Below are 15,001 nucleotides of genomic sequence, written 5' to 3' on the forward strand. Positions count from 1 at the left end.
GTCGGTCCCCGTTGCCCGCGGTCGTTGGTTGCTTTTGCTCGCTGTCGTCGGGCCTGTGGGCCTGCCGATGCATGGCGGGCGAGGTGCCGCGCAGCGGTGGCCGGCGCCCAGAAAGGAGAGTAGTGCCACAATTCCGACACTACGGACAACCGCATCTAAGTCGGGAGTGTCCCGGTTATCGGGACAGATGGCGTCCCCAAGCGCTGTCCTCCGGCCGGCGGTTCTGCCGCCGGCCGCCGATCACGGGTTGCCGGTTCGCCGTGAGGCCCTGATCGCGGACTTCCGCCTCGACGGAAGGCTGCCTGGTCAGGTTCTTCCGGGTTGCCGGCGGGCCACGTGCGCAGAGCACCGGGTCATCCGGTGGCTCCGGGCATGGGCCGCGGTTCGCTGCTTGACCCGTAGATCGGGGTGGGCTCCTGGTCCGGCGTTCGGCTCGCGATAGGCGGGCTGATCGCGGACAGGCGGCCCCAGATCCCGGCCGCGGTCAACCGGCGGCCCCCGACCAGGCAGAAGGTGTTCGATGGCAGTCACCCCCCGAGGATCCGCGTCCGATGAACCGCACGGCTATCCAGCAACATCCACACCTGACCCGGTCGGATTCGGGTCTACTGCAACAAGCTCAATATCAAGCTGTTCTTCAATCCCGCCAACATTGATCATCTCAACGCCGAGTCCATCAACATTGACGGACGCAACGTTGATCCAGCCAATCATTGTGGACTCGCCATCAACCCGCTCGGCCTTGAGCGGTGCAGCGGCGAGCGATCCAGCCTCGAGCGGTGCGACACCGCTCAACTCATCATCGAGCGGTACGGCGGCGGGCGGCGCGGTGGTGAGTGGCTCGGTGTCGGGCGGTGTGACTGCGAGCAGTTCAGTGCTGAGTGGTGCGATGTCGGGCGGCGCGGTGTCGAGCGGTGCGGTGTCGGACGGCTCGGTGGCGAGCACAGTAGTGCTCAGTGGTGTGCAGGTGGACAGGTCCGCGTTGAGCGGATCAGCGGCACGCCGGACCGGGGCGGGTGACTCGGGTGTGCGGCCGCGTGTGGCGAGTGGTGTTCGTGCGAGGCGGCCAACGCTCGCCGAGTTGGCTGAGACACAGGTGATGTCGAGCGAGGCGATCACCGCACGTATCGCCGCGAGCCGAATGGGCGGCGAGGGTTCGGTCAGAACCTCCCCGCGAGCAGACTCCGGGGTCACGGCCACGCGCCGGGCGCGGCCCGGCGCTCCGGGCACGGAAGGTCTGGCAGCGGTGCGGGAACGATCCGCCTTGGCGGCATCGCGGCTGCTGAGTGCGACCGGCAACCTTGCGGCCCTCGGGTGGGCCGCACGGAAACGACCGGCCCTGAGCGTCACCTTCGCCGCCGCCGGACTCGGGGCGGTCGTCGCGTCCGTGTTCGGGCTGGCGCCGGAGCGTGCGGAGTTCCGTCCGCCGCCGGCCTCCGGCATGCGGGCTCCCACCACCGCCAAGGCCTCCGTCGGCGCCGCCCACGTCGGGATCGCCCCCTATGCGCCGACCTCGGCCGCGGCCGGCGATCAAGTCACGCCCGGAACCCGGTCGGGCCGGGCCAGGAACGGCCGGTCATCGGCTCGCCCTTCGTCGGGCGGCGGCACCTCGGCGGACTCCCTGGTGAGTGCCGACCCGGCGACGCCGACCCCACGCGGCGCCAAGGCGCGGGACTTCACCGGCCCGGCCGGCTCCGGAACCCCGGAAACCGCGTCGATCAGGCTGGGCCAGCCGAGCGACGGCGGCACTCTCAGCGCCGGTACGTCGATCACCGGCAGCGCCGACCTTCCTGCCGATCACCAGATCTGGCTGTTGTGGCGACAGGGAGCCGGCTCCTACCACGTCGGAGGCGCCTGCCGCGGTGGTCGGACCTTCACCTGCGATCCTCCAGGATTCGAAAATGGCGGCGACGACACATTCCAGCTCACGGTTGTCGTCGTCGATCCGGACACCGGGCGGACGCTTCGCGCCGGAGAGACCCGCGATGCCCTCCCGAGTCACCTCGCCCGTCACGACGTCACGATCACGGTCCGCCGCACCGCGGGGTAGTGGTGCCCATATCGACTGGCGACGCGTCTCACCCGTCACGACACCGAAGTGCCGTACTACGCGACCGGTGGAGCGAGGCCTGGCGGCAACGATGCGCTGGAAGTGTTGCCGGAAGACGGCGGCGGATGGTGGCGGGTCCGGGCGGCACCCCCTTGACGCCGCCCGGACCGCGTTCACCTTCCGGGGAAGGGCCTCAGACGGCCACCTTCGCCAGCATCGGGCGGACCAGGCCGGCGAACTCCTCCGGCCGTTCGATCTGGGGCATGTGGCCGGTTTTCGCGAACATGTGCGACTGCGCGTGCGGGAACGCCGTCCGCGCGGCGGCGAGGTGGGCGCTCGGCAGGATCAGGTCGCGGTCGCCCCAGATGATCATCGTGGGCCTGGTCTGACCGGCGACGCGGGACAGCAGGTCGGCACGCCAGGCCGCGGCGACACCGCGGAGGCCGCCGAGTTGCTTGGCGATCTCCAGGTAGACGGCGGCGAAGTCCGGCTGCCGGGCGATCCGGATGGCCATCTCGATGCGCTCGGGGGTGACCAGCGTGCGGTCCGCGAAGATCATCCGTTCCATCCGGGGCGCGGTGAGCCGGTCGATGCGGCGCAGCATCTGCCGGCCCAGCCCGGGTACGGCGAGCATGCGCAGCGCGACGGTCACCTCCTTGCCGAACCCGGCGCTGTTCACCAGGGTCAGCGTGGACACCCGCTCGGGCGCGCCGGCCAGCATGGTCATCGACACGGCGCCGCCGAGCGAGTTGCCCATCAGGTGTACGGGGCGGGTCTCGCCGAGTTCGTCCAGGGTGGCCCACACGCCGTCGGCGAGCACGCCGAGCGTTGTCGGCAACGGCATTCGTTGCGACAGGCCGAAGCCGGGCATGTCCACGCTGATCACCCGGTACTCGCCGTCGAGCAGCGGATGCTGCAACGCCCAGTCCTCCAGACTGCGGCCGATGCCGTGCAGCAGGACCACCGGCGGAGCGGCCGGGTCCCCGCTCTCGTGAAAACGAATCCGGCTTCCACGTACGTCCAGACATCTCATCGCCGGACCACCGATCTCGCCGGACGTGCGCCGCGGGACACCGACGCCGTGGTCAGCGCGCGCACGATCCGCGCGTGCCCGACCGGCAGCAGCCGGGCCAGCAGGTCCGGCGCCTTGGCGCTGGAGGCGATCAGCAGCCGGGCCTTTCGCTTCGCGACGGCCCGTAGGATCTGCTCCGCGGCCTTGTCGGCGGGATAGCTGAGCAGCGCGGCGAAGACTTTGCGGTTGGGTTCGATCTCTTCTTCCGGTACGTGTGAGCCGACCAACGCCGACTCCGCGATCCTGGTCCGGATGCCCCCGGGGTGCACCGTCGTGACGCCCACCCCGCGGTCGGCGAGCTCGCTGCGCAGCGACTCACTCAGTCCGCGCAGCGCGAACTTGCTGGCACTGTAGGCGGTCTGCCCGGGCGGCGCGATCAATCCGAACAGGCTGGACACGTTGACGAGATGTCCACCCGGTGTGGCGGTCAACGCGGGAAGCAATGCGTGGATGAGCAGCATCGGCGCCCGGAAGTTGACGTTCATGACCTTCTCGAACTGCTCGACCGACACCTGGTCGAAGCGCCCGCCGAGCGCGATCCCGGCATTGTTGACCAGCAGACCGATCGCCGGATGCTCGGTGAGCACCCGCGCCGCCACCGATTCGACGGCTGCCCGGTCGGAGAGGTCAGCGACGATCGTTTCCACCTGGATAGCGGGATGGGCGCTCCGGATCCGCTCGGCCACCGGGTTGAGCCGGTCCTCGTCGACGTCGATCAGGACCAGGTCACTGCCGCGGAAGGCCAGGCCGTAGGCGAGTTGTTCACCGATGCCGCTGGCCGCGCCGGTGAGCACGGCGGTGCGCCCGGCGAACCGGTACTCGGGGAGTCGGGTCATGAGACCACCTTTTCGGAGCGACGGACGGGTGCGGGACGACGGGTGAAGCTCATGTCGCGGGTGACGTCGGCACGCGGGGTGGTGAGGACGTCGCGCAGATAGTTCTGCCGGACCAGCCACGGATCGCGGTTTCCCTGGCGCGGAAACTTGTCGAGAGCGCGCTGCACGTATCCGGACGAGAGGTCGAGCAGCGGGCGGCCGGTCCCGGGCGGGGCGGTCGGGGTGGCGCTCGCGTAGCCGTGCCGTTCCATGTGGTCGAGCAGTTTCAGCAGGTAGCGGTGGGACAGGTCGGCGCGCAGGGTCCACGACGCGTTGACGTAGCCGATGCAGTAGGCGAAGTTCGGCACCCCGCCGAGCATCAGCCCGCGGTAGGCGGCCGTCCCGCCGACCTCCACCGGGTCACCGTCGACGGACAGCGCGATCCCACCGACCGGCAGCAGGGACAGCCCGGTGGCGGAGACGACGACGTCGGCATCGACAACCGTTCCCGACTTGAGGCGGATGCCCCCGGGAAGGAAGGTTTCGATGTGGTCGGTCACCACCGAGGCGCGGCCACTCGTGATCGACTGGTAGAGGTCCCCGGACGGGATCACGCACAGGCGCTGGTCCCACGGGTCGTAGTGCGGTTTGAAGTGCTCGTCCACGTACCCCGGATTGTTGAGGAAGTGGATGGCGACGCTGCGCAACGCGCGTCGCACGAGCTTGGGCCGCCGCTTCGCGAGTTGGTAGAAACCCTGCGTGAGCAGGATGTTCTTGGCGCGTGCCACGCGGTTGGCCGCCTTCGGCGGCAGCAGGCGACGGGCCAGGTCGGCGATCACGTCACGGTTCGGCAGAGGAGTGACGTACGTGGGAGAGCGCTGCACCATCGTGACGTGCGCCGCGTCGGCGGCCATGGCCGGAACCAGCGTGACGGCGGTCGCGCCGCTGCCGATGACCACGACACGCTTGCCCCGGTAGTCGAGATCCGGTGGCCAGAACTGCGGGTGCACGAGCTGCCCGGCGTAGTCGCCGAGGCCCGGGAAGTCCGGCTGGTAGCCCTCGTCGTAGCTGTAGTAGCCGGCGCATCCGTAGAGAAAACCGCAAGTCAGGACGGTGCCGTCGGCGGTGTGCACGGTCCAGCGGGCGTCCCCGGTGGACCAGTCGGCACGCACCACCCGGGCGCCGAAGCGGATGTGCCGGGTGATGCCGGCCTCGTCGGCGGTGTCCTCGATGTACTTGCGGATCTTGTCGCCGGAGGCGAGTGACTCGGGTTCGCGCCACGGCCGGAACGGGTAACTGAGCGTGTACATGTCCGAGTCGGAGCGGACGCTCGGGTAGCGGAACAGGTCCCAGGTGCCGCCGATCGCGCCGCGCGCCTCGAGGATGGCGTAGGTGTCGCGCGGACGCTGCCGTTGCAGTCGCCAGGCGGCGCCGATCCCGGACAGGCCCGCGCCGATGATCAGGACGTCGAAGTGCTGGTCAGTGGGCATCCTGTGCCTTTCTCGGGAGCGGTGCGAACCATGGTGGAGCGCCGGTTCCGGAGATCCGGACGCCACCCCAGGGGTCCGGGTCGCTCAGCTTCACCGTGGTCTCGGGCGAACCGGGAACGATGATCGTCGCCTGGCGAAGGCCACCGCTGACCCGCTCGCGTAACAGATCGTCCGGTCCGGTGCGCCCGGCCCAGCGGAACCGGCCCTCCACCGGCTCGAAGTGGGCCGACATGCGCACCTCGACCGCGACCGTGCCGTGGTCGTCGATGCGCAGCGTGGCCGGTCCGCGGTATTCCTCCTCGCCGGTGCTCATTGGTCTCTGGCCCACCCAACGCGAGCGGCGAGTCCGCCGGGGATGTCGGCGGCGCGGCGTATGCCGGCGATGCCTCCCCAGAGGAACGTCGTCAGGTAATCGCTGAGCGCCTCCCGGCTGATCGGCTGCTGCTGGCGCAGCCACCAGTCGCCGACCGCCTGCACGTAGCCGACCACCCCGTAGGCCCAGGGCAGCGCGGCGCCGGAGTCGAGGCCGCGGGCGCGCAGCCGGTCGCCGAAGATCCGGGCCAGGCCGCTGGCCACGGTGTCCATCACGTCGGCGACCACGTCACGATGCCGGGCGATGTCCGGCTGATGCACGACGAACCGGTACAGGTTGAGATCGGCCTCGATGTGCGCCAGGTAGACGTCGATCGCGGCGCCCACGATCGCCCGTTCCTCGCGGACCGCCGCGACCGCAGGGACGATCGCCTCCAGGACCATGGCCCCGGCCTGCTGTCCGACGGCCAGCCACAGCTCCGACTTGTCGGCGAAGTAGCGGTAGAGGACCGGCTTGCTGACGCCGGCGTGGGCGGCGATGGCCTCCATGCCGACATCGGGCCCGTGCATCCGGATCGCCTCGATGGCGGCGGTGGTCAGCTCCGCCCGGCGCTGTTCACGATGGCCGTCCCAGCGGCCGCGACGGCCATCGCCTCGATGGGCGCCTGATGAGCCGCCGGCCGAGCCGGGATTGACTGGCGGAGTGACCGAGTTCATAGTACTAGAAGTAACTGTTACCGCCGGTAACGTCAAGTACGTTGACGCGATCTTATTGATCAATCCAGTCGACTTGAGTTGATCAAGTCAAGTCAAGGCAACGTCAGAGTTCGGAGGACGGCATGACCACAGTGACTCCCCCCGATCGTGACCGCACCGCCACCCGGCTGCTCCGCTCCTCGGCCGAGCATTCGTACGACCCCGAGGTGGAGATCGACTGGGAGGCGCCGTTCGTCCCCGGCAAGTACTTCGTGCCCCCGCACCGCTCCAGCCTCTACGGCACCCCGCTGTGGGAGCGCATGACCGAGGAACAGCGCATCACGCTGACCAGACACGAGGTCGCCAGCATCGCGGGGCTCGGCGTCTGGTTCGAGACGATCCTCATGCAGTTGCTCATCCGGGAGTACTTCAAGCAGGACCCGACCGCACCCCACGCCCAGTACGCCCTCACCGAGATCGGCGACGAGTGCCGCCACTCGGTGATGTTCGGTCGCATGATCGCCCGCCTGGGGACCCCGCTCTACCAGCCCACCGGCGTCAACCAGTGGCTCGGCAAGTGGATCGCCCACACCGGAGTCGGCCCCCGCATGTACGCCGCCATCCTCATCGCCGAGGAGATCCTGGACACCCTGCAGCGCGAGGCGATGAACGACGAGAACGTGCAGCCGCTGGTCCGGATGGTCTCCCGCATCCACGTCGTGGAGGAGGCCCGGCACGTCCGGTACGCCCGCGAGGAACTCGCCCGCCAGATCCGGTCCGCCGGCCGCGGCCGCCTCGCCTTCGACAAACTGGTCATCGGCCGGGCGGCCTACCTGACCGGGACACGGCTCGTCGACCCGCGCGTCTACCGGGCGGTCGGCCTCGACCCGGAGGAGGGCCGGCGGGCCGCGCGCGCCAACCCGCACTTCCGCGAGACCATGCGGTGGGCGGGGGCGCGGGTGGTCGCCTTCCTCACCGATCTCGACCTGATCGGCGGTCCGGGCACGGCACTCTGGCACGCTTCGGGGCTTCTTCCGCGTACGGCCCGCTCGTAGACCCAGTCCGGTGTGGCCGCGGCGTGACCCGGATGGCGTCCGGTGGCAGGGCCACGCCGCGTGCGTGAGTGATCCATCAGGCCGGCACGCGACGTGATCCGGATGGCGCCCGGCCACGCCTTGCGCTTGGGTGAACCATCAGGCCGGCACGCGGCGTGATCCGGATGGCGCCCGGCCACGCCTTGCGCTTGGGTGACCTATCAGGCAGGCGCCAGGTCGATTCGTCGGATCCTCTGTGGAGCGGGACGGGGTCCTACTGTGAGGGCATGCGTGTCGCCGTGTTCAGCGCCAAGCCCTACGATCGACGATTCCTGACCGAGGCCGATCAGGAAGCCGGCCACGAGCTGGTCTTCCTGGAACCACGGCTGTCACCGGACACGGCGTCCCTCGCCGGCGGGTGCGACGCGGTGTGCGCGTTCGTCAACGACGACCTGAGCGCGCCGGTGCTGGAGCGGCTCGCCGCGATCGGGGTCCGGCTGGTCGCGCTGCGTTCGGCCGGCTACAACCACGTCGACCTGACCGCGGCCCGCAAGCTGGGCCTCGCGGTCACCCGGGTGCCGGGCTATTCGCCGTACGCGGTGGCCGAACACTGTGCCGGCCTGGTGCTCGCCCTCAACCGCCGGATCCACCGCGCCTACAACCGGGTACGCGAGCACAACTTCGCACTCAACGGCCTGCTCGGCTTCGACCTGCACGGCCGTACCGTCGGGGTGATCGGCACCGGGAAGATAGGCGTCCGCTTCATCCGGATCATGGCCGGGTTCGGGTGCCGGGTGCTGGCCTACGACCCGTACCCGGGCGACGAGGCGATCGCGGCCGGCGCCCGGTACGTGCCGCTCGAGACGCTGCTCGCCGAGTCGGACATCGTCACGCTGCACTGTCCACTCACGCCCGAGACCTATCACCTGATCGACGAGCGGCGGATCGCCCAGATGCGCGACGGCGTCATGCTGATCAACACGAGCCGGGGCGCGTTGATCGACACGGCGGCCGTGCTGCGGGCGCTGAAGACGGGCCGCATCGGACATCTCGGCCTCGACGTGTACGAGGAGGAGGCGGACCTCTTCTTCGAGGACCTCTCCGACGAGATGCCCGGCGACGACCTGTTCAGCCGCCTGGTCACCTTCCCGAACGTGCTCATCACCGGCCACCAGGCGTTCTTCACCGAGGACGCCCTACGCAACATCGCGGCCAGCACGGTGGAGAGCCTGACCGCGTACGCCCGCGACGGCTCCACCGCCGGCATCGCACCCGACGCGCTGGTGTGTTGACCTTGCCGGTCGCGTACGTCCGGGGCGGCTCACCGCCGGTGTGGCACCCGAGGCGCTGGTGTGTCGACCTTGCCGGTCGCGTACGTCCGGGGCGGCTCACCGCCGCCACCGCCCGCAGCGCGCCGGTGTTTGATCTTTCGGTGCTGAATACGTCCGGGGTGGCTCCACCGCCGGCAGCCTGCGGCGCGTTGGTCTGCTGACGTTTCCGGTGTAAGCGGGCCGGAAGGCCCGCGGGAAGGGGACCTCCGCCTTCCTCGGCGACCCTAGTTGATCAATAACGTTGCTGGTGTAGATCGGGGGAGGTGGGTTCGATGAGCGAACTTGGCGGCGGCTGGCAGGACCTGTGGCTCGGCACCGCGACCGCGTGCACGGACCGCACGGCGGAGACGGCCGGACGGGCGAAGAACCGGGACGGTTCGATCAGCATCACCGTCGGGTCCGGCGGGCAACTGCTGAGCCTGGACCTGGACGACCGCGTCCGCGACCTGACCGGCCCGCAACTCGCCCGCGAGATCCTGATGGTGATGCGCTGCGCCCACGCCCACATCCCGGCGCCCGCCCACTGACCGCCGGCCCCAAAGCCTTGCCCCCTTCGGGCGACCGGCGTGGCTCGGTTCGGCAGGGTGGGGTCAGCCGCCGACCAGGGGGATCAGGCGGATGAACGCGACGGCGCCGCCGTTGCGCAGGTCGATCGGGTCGTCGAGATCCTCCACCTGGCGGCCGCCGGCCAGCATGATGAAGGCGTTGCGGTCGAAGGCCCGGCAGGCGGCGTAGGCCTGGGCCTCCCCGTCGATGCGGGCGCTCCCCGGCATGCGGAAGCCCTGCGGGGTCTCGGTGGCCCCGGACGGCTGGACCAGACCGTGGAACATCTCGTCCCGGGTTGCGTTGAAGCGGGCCACCTCCGCACGGACCCGGAGACGGATCAGCTCGCGGGCGGTGATCCGGTCCGGCAGATCGGGCAGCACCCAGGAGGTGATCTCCCGTCCGGTCATCGTCTCGTCGCGCAGCAGCGCCTCGGCCATCGGCTTCTCCTCGTCTCGTGGCTCAGCGGGGCAGCTGGCTCAGGATCGTCGGGTCGGTGATGCGCTGGTCGGCGGCGAGCAGGAACGCCTTGGACAGGATCAGCGACAACCGCTCGTCGTCGTCGAACGGCAGGCTCACTCGGGCGCCCCGGCTTCCGGGAACGATGCACAGATAGGCGTCGTTCGGCTCCATCAGCACGTTGCCGGACCCCAGGTGGATTCGGTAGACGGCACGGGTGCCGCGGACCCGCAGGAAACGGTCGGTCAGCTCGCACTTCGGGCCGATCGCCAGCCCGGGCAGCAGCCGGGCCAGCACGTCCCGGCGCACCTCGGCGCTGCCGGACAGTGGACCGGAGACGGCATTCGACCAGTACGCCCGGAACGGGTGCTCGCCCCGGTCGAACCAGCTCTCGTCGGCGGCGATCGACGTCACCCCGACGAACAGGTCGACGTCGCGCATCGCCTCGCTGAGCACCCGTGGTGGCACCTCGGCGAGCGGCGAGGGCTCCCACCGGCGGCCCTCCCGGCGGGCGAACCGCACCTGATCGGTCGAGCAGAACTCCGCCTCGTGACCGCCGGACTCGACGGCCTCGTGAAAGAACGACGCCTGCCAGCCGCCGGCCGCGAATTCCTTGACGGCTTCGCTGTGACAGCCGCCGCCCCACGGGCCGAGGAAGCCGGCCGACCAGCCGCGCACCCGCATGAGGGCGTGGGCCTGCCCGTACCTCAGGATGTGCCCGGCAAACCGGTTGGAGTAGACGCGGGTCTGCTCCTCGGCCGGGGTCAGCCGGTACACCTCCCGGAACGCCTGCTTGAACGGCTGCCGCAGCCCGGCCGCGGTGATCCGGTCACGCCAGCCGGACACCTCGGCCGCGTCGGCGGCCACCGGATGCCACAGCCGCACGGCGCACCCCGGACCGCTCAGGCCGCCCACCGACCAGCCGTCGCCGGCCGGCTCGGGCAGCCCGGTCACCCACCTCCGCCGGTCGGTGGAGACCTGCCAGATCAGCCGCCGCCCGAGCGTGCCGGTGACCGGATGCCGCAGGTAGCGCCGCTCCCACGTCTCCCACTCCCAGACCCGGTCCAGGGAGGACAGCGCCTCCACCCGGACCCGCTCGGTGGCCAGCGTGGCGGTGACCTGCTTGGCGAACTCCTTCGCCGCCTTGACCACCTCGTCGTCCCGGATCGCGGCCGGCATGCTCCGTAGCGGCTGCCCGGCCCGCCAGGCCCGGGCCACGGCCTTCTCCCCGGCGATCTCGGCGATCACGGTGTGCCCGCCGGGCGCCGGCCAGGAGCGGCGGCCGTCGGCGTCGAGGTCGTGATGGTCGACCGCCAGCTCCAGCGCCTCGCCCGGCTCCCAGCCGCGGACCGTGCCCATCCGCTCCAGCCCGGTCCGCACGCGGGCACGGACCGGCTTGCTGCGGGCGGTCAGGGCGAGCCGGGCCAGCACCCGGGCCGGCTCCGGGCCCGGCCGCTCCACCAGGATCTCGATGACGGCGGCCGCCGTGCGTGACGCCCTCGGCTCGGCGGTGCGGCCTGGCGACCGACCGGCCGACTCGGCAACCCGCGCCAGCAGCACGGTCGTCTCCTCGGACAGGTCGGTCGCGGCCAGCCAGCAGAGGCCCCGCACCAGCCGGTCCTGAGCCTCCCGCGTCCAGCCGGTCGTCCCGGTGTAGACGTCGAGGACGTCACGCACCGCCGCGACGGCTGGTGGCGTGTCCCTCAGCAGGGCCTCGCCCTGGCGCAGCCAAGCCTTCGTGGGCACCGGCTTCGCCAGGGTGGACGCGAACTCCAGCACGGCGATCGTCCCCGGATCGGTGAGCCGCCCGCCCAGCCGGCGGCGAGCGGCCAGGCCGGCCGCGTCGTAGGCGGGCAGCAGATGCGCCGGCACGCCCGCGCCGACCCGGGTCAGCAACCGCTCATATCGCTCGGCCAGCGGATCACGGAGGGAACGGGGCATGAAGTAGCCGGAGCAGGTCTCCTCGAGGATCGCCGCGAGAGCCGGCTCGAAGGCGGCCAGCCGCTCGGCCGGCAACCGCTCGGCGATCAGCAGCGGCAGGTGGTAGAGCATGCCGTCGTAGATGCGGCCGCCGTGCGCGACCCGCAGCGCCCACCCCAGGTCGCCGGTCGTCCATGGCAGGGGACCGGCGGCGATCCGGTAGATCTCCGGATCACGGTCGTAGCTCGCCTTCTCGATCTCGGCGGTGGCCAGGTGCCACCGCAACGCCAGCAGGCGCCGCCGCTCGCCGTCGTCCGTCATCGCGGACGGATCGGCCGACGCCACCCAGGCGGTGTCGACCTCACCGGGGCCCGGCGGCGGGATCAGATCGAGCCACTTGAACATGCCCGCATCATGCCAAGCGGGTACGACAGAAATGCCACGCCGACGGATGGCCGAGCGGCCGGGGGCACGTTCGGCGGTGAACCGTCGGGGCGATTGAGGGCGCGCTCAGGGGTGGGCGGGTGATCGGGGGGCGCGTTCAGCGGTGGACCGGCCGGGTGGCCGGGAGTGTGCTCACCGGCGGACCGCCCAGGCGCCCGGAGCGCGCCAGCCCCGCCACAGGGCGAGCAGGCGGAAGCCGGAGACGAACACGGCCGCCCCGGCCGCGGCCGCCGGCAGCAGCCATCCGCTCTGGTACGCGACGGCCACGATGATCGCCCCGATCGTGGACGGCACGGCGTACAACTCGTTCTCGGTCTTGAAGAGCTCCGGCGTCTGGCGGGCGAGCACGTCACGGAGCACCCCGCCGCCGACGGCCGTGGTGACGCCGAGGATGACGGCCTGGAGCATGCCGAGGCCTGCGTCGAGAGCCTTCACCGTGCCGGTCACGGTGTAGAGGCCGAGGCCACCGGCGTCGAAGATCAGCACGGCGATCCCGAGTCGGGCGACCTGCGGGTGGAAGAAGAAGACGACCGTCGCGGCGACCAGCGGGATGGCCAGGTAGAGCGGATCCCGGAAGGCGGCCGGGGGATGGGCGCCGATGATGACGTCACGCAGGACGCCGCCGCCCAGAGCGGTCGTCTCGGCGAGCACCACGATGCCGACCACGTCGAAACCGCTGCGGATCGCCATCAGCGCCCCGGACGTGGCGAAGACGAACAACCCGATGAGCTCGAGTACGTAGATGGCGGTGTCCGGTGACATCACGGCAGCGTACGAGATCGGATTTGTGATCTTCTGATTGCGCGCCGTAACTGTTCTGAGCTGCGGTGACGTAGATCGCACGGGGTGCGGAACGGTTTCAGCGAGGTTGCCGGTGTACCACCGACGGCCGTACCGGCCGGCGCCCCCGACGGCCCGGGCCGAACCGGACGATCGGACGGTGAGCCCATCTCTGACGGTGTGCGAGATTGTCGCGACGTCGCGCGCGGGAAACCGTGGCGCGCACGTGGCTGAACGACGGAATCACGCGGCGACGCCGGGAGAGGAAACGATGGACGACGCTCTGGTCGCCTACAACGCCGGGCGGGTGGACGGCGCGGCCGGGTACCGGGACCCGCAGGTCGCCGAGGATCCCGAGGTGGGCGCCGACTACCGGATCGGGCTGCTGGACGGGCGGATCGCGGCGTTCCACCTGATCGCGGAGGTGCGGAGGATCCTCGGGGCGGAGGGGTCCCTTGATCGCCCGGACGATGTCACGGAATCATGATCAACTAGTCACACGGTTGCGAGCGGCCAAGTGAGTGGCCGTTATTCTCGCGGAAACATTCACTTGGCGGTCCCGAAACCAGCCCTTAGGACTCTTGCACCGGACGGCGGCACAGGATGGGGACCGGATGATCGAGGGCGCACTGGCCGGCTTCACCGTGGCGGTGACCGCGGAACGACGCCGGAGTGAGATGACCGCGCTGCTGGAGCGGCGCGGGGCACGGGTGATCAGCGCACCCGCGATCACCATCATTCCACTGATAGACGACGAGGCACTGCACGCGGCGACGGCGGCCTGCATCGGCCTGGAACCGCACCTGGTGGTGGCCACCACCGGCTTCGGGTTCCGCGGCTGGCTGGAGGCGGCCGAGGGCTGGGGGCTCGCCGAGAGGCTCCGCGAGGTGCTGGGCCAGGCCCGGATCCTCGCCCGCGGGCCGAAACCGTGCGGGGCCATCCGCGCGGCCGGCCTCACCGAGGAGTGGGCGGCGAAGACCGAGGCCTCCGAGGAGGTGCTCGAACGGCTGCTCAGCGAGGGCGTCGCCGGCAAGCGGATCGTCGTGCAGGAGCACGGTGAGCCGCAGACCGAGTTCGTCAACGCGCTGCGTGCGGCCGGTGCGGCCGTCGTCGAGGTGCCGGTCTACCGGTGGGCGATGCCCTCCGACACGGCCCCGGTGCGGCGGCTGGCCGAGCAGGTCGCGGCCGGGCAGATCGACGCGGTGACGTTCACCAGCGCGCCGGCGGTCAAGGCGTTCCTGCAGATCGCCGAGGAGGCCGGCGCCGACGTCGAGCAGGCGTTCGGCGGCCGCACCCTGGCGGCCTGCGTCGGCCCGGTCACGGCCGCGCCGCTGATCGAGCGCGGGGTTCCGGTGGTGATGCCCGAGCGCTACCGGCTGGGGGCGCTGATCAAGACGGTCACCGACGAGCTGCCGCGGCGCGCGGTCCGGCTTCCGGTCGCCGGATCAACCCTTGAGGTACGCGGACACGCCGTCCTCATCGACGGAGTGCCGCACGCGCTGGCCCCGGCGGCGATGGCGATCCTGTCGGCGCTGGCCCGCAAGCCCGGCGCCGTGGTGTCGAAGGATCAGCTGGCGGCCGCGCTGCCCCGCGGCAACGACGGTCATGCGGTCGACGTGGCGGTGGCGCGATTGCGTGCGGCGCTCGGCTCGGGCAAGCACATCGAGACGGTGATCAAGCGTGGTTACCGCCTTCGCATTGACGAGGCGGCCTGACCACCCGATCAACCCGTCAATGCATCAACACGAGCAACATGAGCAAGGCGTCAACTCAATCAATCCAAGCAAGATGAGTGAGACGTCAACTCGATCAACACAAGCAACACAAGCAACACAAGCAAGACGAGCAAGACGAGCAAGACGAGCAAGACGAGCAAGACGAGCAAGACGAGCAAGACGAGCAAGACGAGCAAGACGAGCAAGACGTCAACTCAATCATGACGAGCAACACTCGAGCGAGACGTCAAGTAGTGCCGAGTGCCGGACGTGACAGCCCGATGACGAGCCGGGGCCGTCCGGTCAGCTCAACCCCCGGCGACGAGGCCGGATCCGGATG

Annotated in this window: 15 protein-coding genes; 6 read left to right on the forward strand and 9 right to left on the reverse strand. The window is 70.5% G+C overall.

Translation table 11 applies throughout. The annotated features are described in order from the left end of the window. Nucleotides 1-564: 564 nt before the first annotated feature. Complete coding sequence (locus IEZ13_RS25235; protein WP_183222179.1) at nucleotides 565-945, reverse strand: hypothetical protein; 381 nt, start codon at nucleotides 943-945, stop codon at nucleotides 565-567. Nucleotides 946-1,264: 319 nt separating this feature from the next. Here IEZ13_RS25235 and IEZ13_RS25240 point away from each other — a divergent pair, with 319 nt between their 5' ends. Further along, entirely contained in the window at nucleotides 1,265-2,050 is a 786-nt protein-coding gene (locus IEZ13_RS25240; RefSeq protein ID WP_183222180.1) for a hypothetical protein, read from the forward strand. Nucleotides 2,051-2,243: 193 nt separating this feature from the next. Here the strand turns inward: IEZ13_RS25240 and IEZ13_RS25245 are convergent, their stop codons facing one another. From IEZ13_RS25245 to IEZ13_RS25265, 5 genes are all read right to left on the reverse strand, one after another. Then, a complete protein-coding gene (locus IEZ13_RS25245; RefSeq protein ID WP_229795003.1) occupies nucleotides 2,244-3,014 on the reverse strand; it encodes an alpha/beta fold hydrolase in 771 nt (256 codons plus the stop codon). Nucleotides 3,015-3,079: 65 nt separating this feature from the next. Beyond that, on the reverse strand, nucleotides 3,080-3,958 hold the full coding sequence (locus tag IEZ13_RS25250) for an SDR family NAD(P)-dependent oxidoreductase (RefSeq protein ID WP_183222182.1): 879 nt from the start codon (nucleotides 3,956-3,958) through the stop codon (nucleotides 3,080-3,082). Further along, nucleotides 3,955-5,427, reverse strand: a complete 1,473-nt coding sequence (locus IEZ13_RS25255; RefSeq protein ID WP_183222183.1) for a flavin-containing monooxygenase — start codon at nucleotides 5,425-5,427, stop codon at nucleotides 3,955-3,957. The genes IEZ13_RS25250 and IEZ13_RS25255 overlap by 4 nt, the downstream gene beginning before the upstream one ends. Continuing rightward, entirely contained in the window at nucleotides 5,417-5,740 is a 324-nt protein-coding gene (locus IEZ13_RS25260) for a DUF4873 domain-containing protein (RefSeq protein ID WP_183222184.1), read from the reverse strand. Before IEZ13_RS25260 ends, IEZ13_RS25255 begins: the two co-directional genes overlap by 11 nt. Then, nucleotides 5,737-6,456: a TetR family transcriptional regulator gene (locus IEZ13_RS25265; RefSeq protein ID WP_183222185.1), complete on the reverse strand. Its 720-nt coding sequence runs from the start codon at nucleotides 6,454-6,456 to the stop codon at nucleotides 5,737-5,739. Before IEZ13_RS25265 ends, IEZ13_RS25260 begins: the two co-directional genes overlap by 4 nt. 122 nt (nucleotides 6,457-6,578) lie before the next feature. Between IEZ13_RS25265 and IEZ13_RS25270 the strand changes: the two genes are divergently transcribed. The 3 genes from IEZ13_RS25270 (at nucleotide 6,579) to IEZ13_RS25280 (ending at nucleotide 9,327) form a co-directional block, all read left to right on the forward strand. Beyond that, nucleotides 6,579-7,490: an AurF N-oxygenase family protein gene (locus tag IEZ13_RS25270; RefSeq protein WP_183222186.1), complete on the forward strand. Its 912-nt coding sequence runs from the start codon at nucleotides 6,579-6,581 to the stop codon at nucleotides 7,488-7,490. 266 nt (nucleotides 7,491-7,756) lie between these two features. Then, on the forward strand, nucleotides 7,757-8,761 hold the full coding sequence (locus tag IEZ13_RS25275) for a 2-hydroxyacid dehydrogenase (RefSeq protein WP_183222187.1): 1,005 nt from the start codon (nucleotides 7,757-7,759) through the stop codon (nucleotides 8,759-8,761). A gap of 311 nt (nucleotides 8,762-9,072) precedes the next feature. After that, nucleotides 9,073-9,327 (forward strand): hypothetical protein, encoded by a 255-nt coding sequence (locus IEZ13_RS25280; protein WP_183222188.1) that lies wholly within the window; start codon nucleotides 9,073-9,075, stop codon nucleotides 9,325-9,327. 63 nt (nucleotides 9,328-9,390) lie between these two features. Here the strand turns inward: IEZ13_RS25280 and IEZ13_RS25285 are convergent, their stop codons facing one another. The 3 genes from IEZ13_RS25285 to IEZ13_RS25295 form a co-directional block, all read right to left on the reverse strand. Next, nucleotides 9,391-9,783: a hypothetical protein gene (locus tag IEZ13_RS25285; RefSeq protein ID WP_183222189.1), complete on the reverse strand. Its 393-nt coding sequence runs from the start codon at nucleotides 9,781-9,783 to the stop codon at nucleotides 9,391-9,393. Between the two features lie 22 nt (nucleotides 9,784-9,805). Beyond that, nucleotides 9,806-12,127: a DUF4132 domain-containing protein gene (locus IEZ13_RS25290; RefSeq protein ID WP_183222190.1), complete on the reverse strand. Its 2,322-nt coding sequence runs from the start codon at nucleotides 12,125-12,127 to the stop codon at nucleotides 9,806-9,808. Between the two features lie 171 nt (nucleotides 12,128-12,298). Beyond that, a complete protein-coding gene (locus tag IEZ13_RS25295) occupies nucleotides 12,299-12,928 on the reverse strand; it encodes a trimeric intracellular cation channel family protein (protein ID WP_183222191.1) in 630 nt (209 codons plus the stop codon). A gap of 289 nt (nucleotides 12,929-13,217) precedes the next feature. Here IEZ13_RS25295 and IEZ13_RS25300 point away from each other — a divergent pair, with 289 nt between their 5' ends. Beyond that, nucleotides 13,218-13,433 carry a hypothetical protein gene (locus tag IEZ13_RS25300; protein WP_183222192.1) on the forward strand — a complete coding sequence of 72 codons (216 nt, stop codon included), beginning with the start codon at nucleotides 13,218-13,220 and terminating at the stop codon, nucleotides 13,431-13,433. A gap of 127 nt (nucleotides 13,434-13,560) precedes the next feature. After that, nucleotides 13,561-14,661 carry a uroporphyrinogen-III synthase gene (locus tag IEZ13_RS25305; RefSeq protein ID WP_183222193.1) on the forward strand — a complete coding sequence of 367 codons (1,101 nt, stop codon included), beginning with the start codon at nucleotides 13,561-13,563 and terminating at the stop codon, nucleotides 14,659-14,661. Nucleotides 14,662-15,001 lie beyond the last annotated feature (340 nt).

This window comes from Actinoplanes campanulatus, assembly GCF_014647795.1.
Taxonomy (GTDB): Bacteria; Actinomycetota; Actinomycetes; order Mycobacteriales; family Micromonosporaceae; genus Actinoplanes; species Actinoplanes campanulatus.

Excerpts from the sequence above, each read along its gene's own strand:
- IEZ13_RS25295 (WP_183222191.1), bottom strand. The coding sequence starts at position 12,928 with ATGTCACCGGACACCGCCATCTACGTACTCGAGCTCATCGGGTTGTTC.
- IEZ13_RS25270 (WP_183222186.1), top strand. The coding sequence starts at position 6,579 with ATGACCACAGTGACTCCCCCCGATCGTGACCGCACCGCCACCCGGCTG.
- IEZ13_RS25285 (WP_183222189.1), bottom strand. The coding sequence starts at position 9,783 with ATGGCCGAGGCGCTGCTGCGCGACGAGACGATGACCGGACGGGAGATC.
- IEZ13_RS25305 (WP_183222193.1), top strand. The coding sequence starts at position 13,561 with ATGATCGAGGGCGCACTGGCCGGCTTCACCGTGGCGGTGACCGCGGAA.
- IEZ13_RS25260 (WP_183222184.1), bottom strand. The coding sequence starts at position 5,740 with ATGAGCACCGGCGAGGAGGAATACCGCGGACCGGCCACGCTGCGCATC.
- IEZ13_RS25250 (WP_183222182.1), bottom strand. The coding sequence starts at position 3,958 with ATGACCCGACTCCCCGAGTACCGGTTCGCCGGGCGCACCGCCGTGCTC.
- IEZ13_RS25275 (WP_183222187.1), top strand. The coding sequence starts at position 7,757 with ATGCGTGTCGCCGTGTTCAGCGCCAAGCCCTACGATCGACGATTCCTG.
- IEZ13_RS25255 (WP_183222183.1), bottom strand. The coding sequence starts at position 5,427 with ATGCCCACTGACCAGCACTTCGACGTCCTGATCATCGGCGCGGGCCTG.
- IEZ13_RS25290 (WP_183222190.1), bottom strand. The coding sequence starts at position 12,127 with ATGTTCAAGTGGCTCGATCTGATCCCGCCGCCGGGCCCCGGTGAGGTC.
- IEZ13_RS25300 (WP_183222192.1), top strand. The coding sequence starts at position 13,218 with ATGGACGACGCTCTGGTCGCCTACAACGCCGGGCGGGTGGACGGCGCG.
- IEZ13_RS25280 (WP_183222188.1), top strand. The coding sequence starts at position 9,073 with ATGAGCGAACTTGGCGGCGGCTGGCAGGACCTGTGGCTCGGCACCGCG.
- IEZ13_RS25265 (WP_183222185.1), bottom strand. The coding sequence starts at position 6,456 with ATGAACTCGGTCACTCCGCCAGTCAATCCCGGCTCGGCCGGCGGCTCA.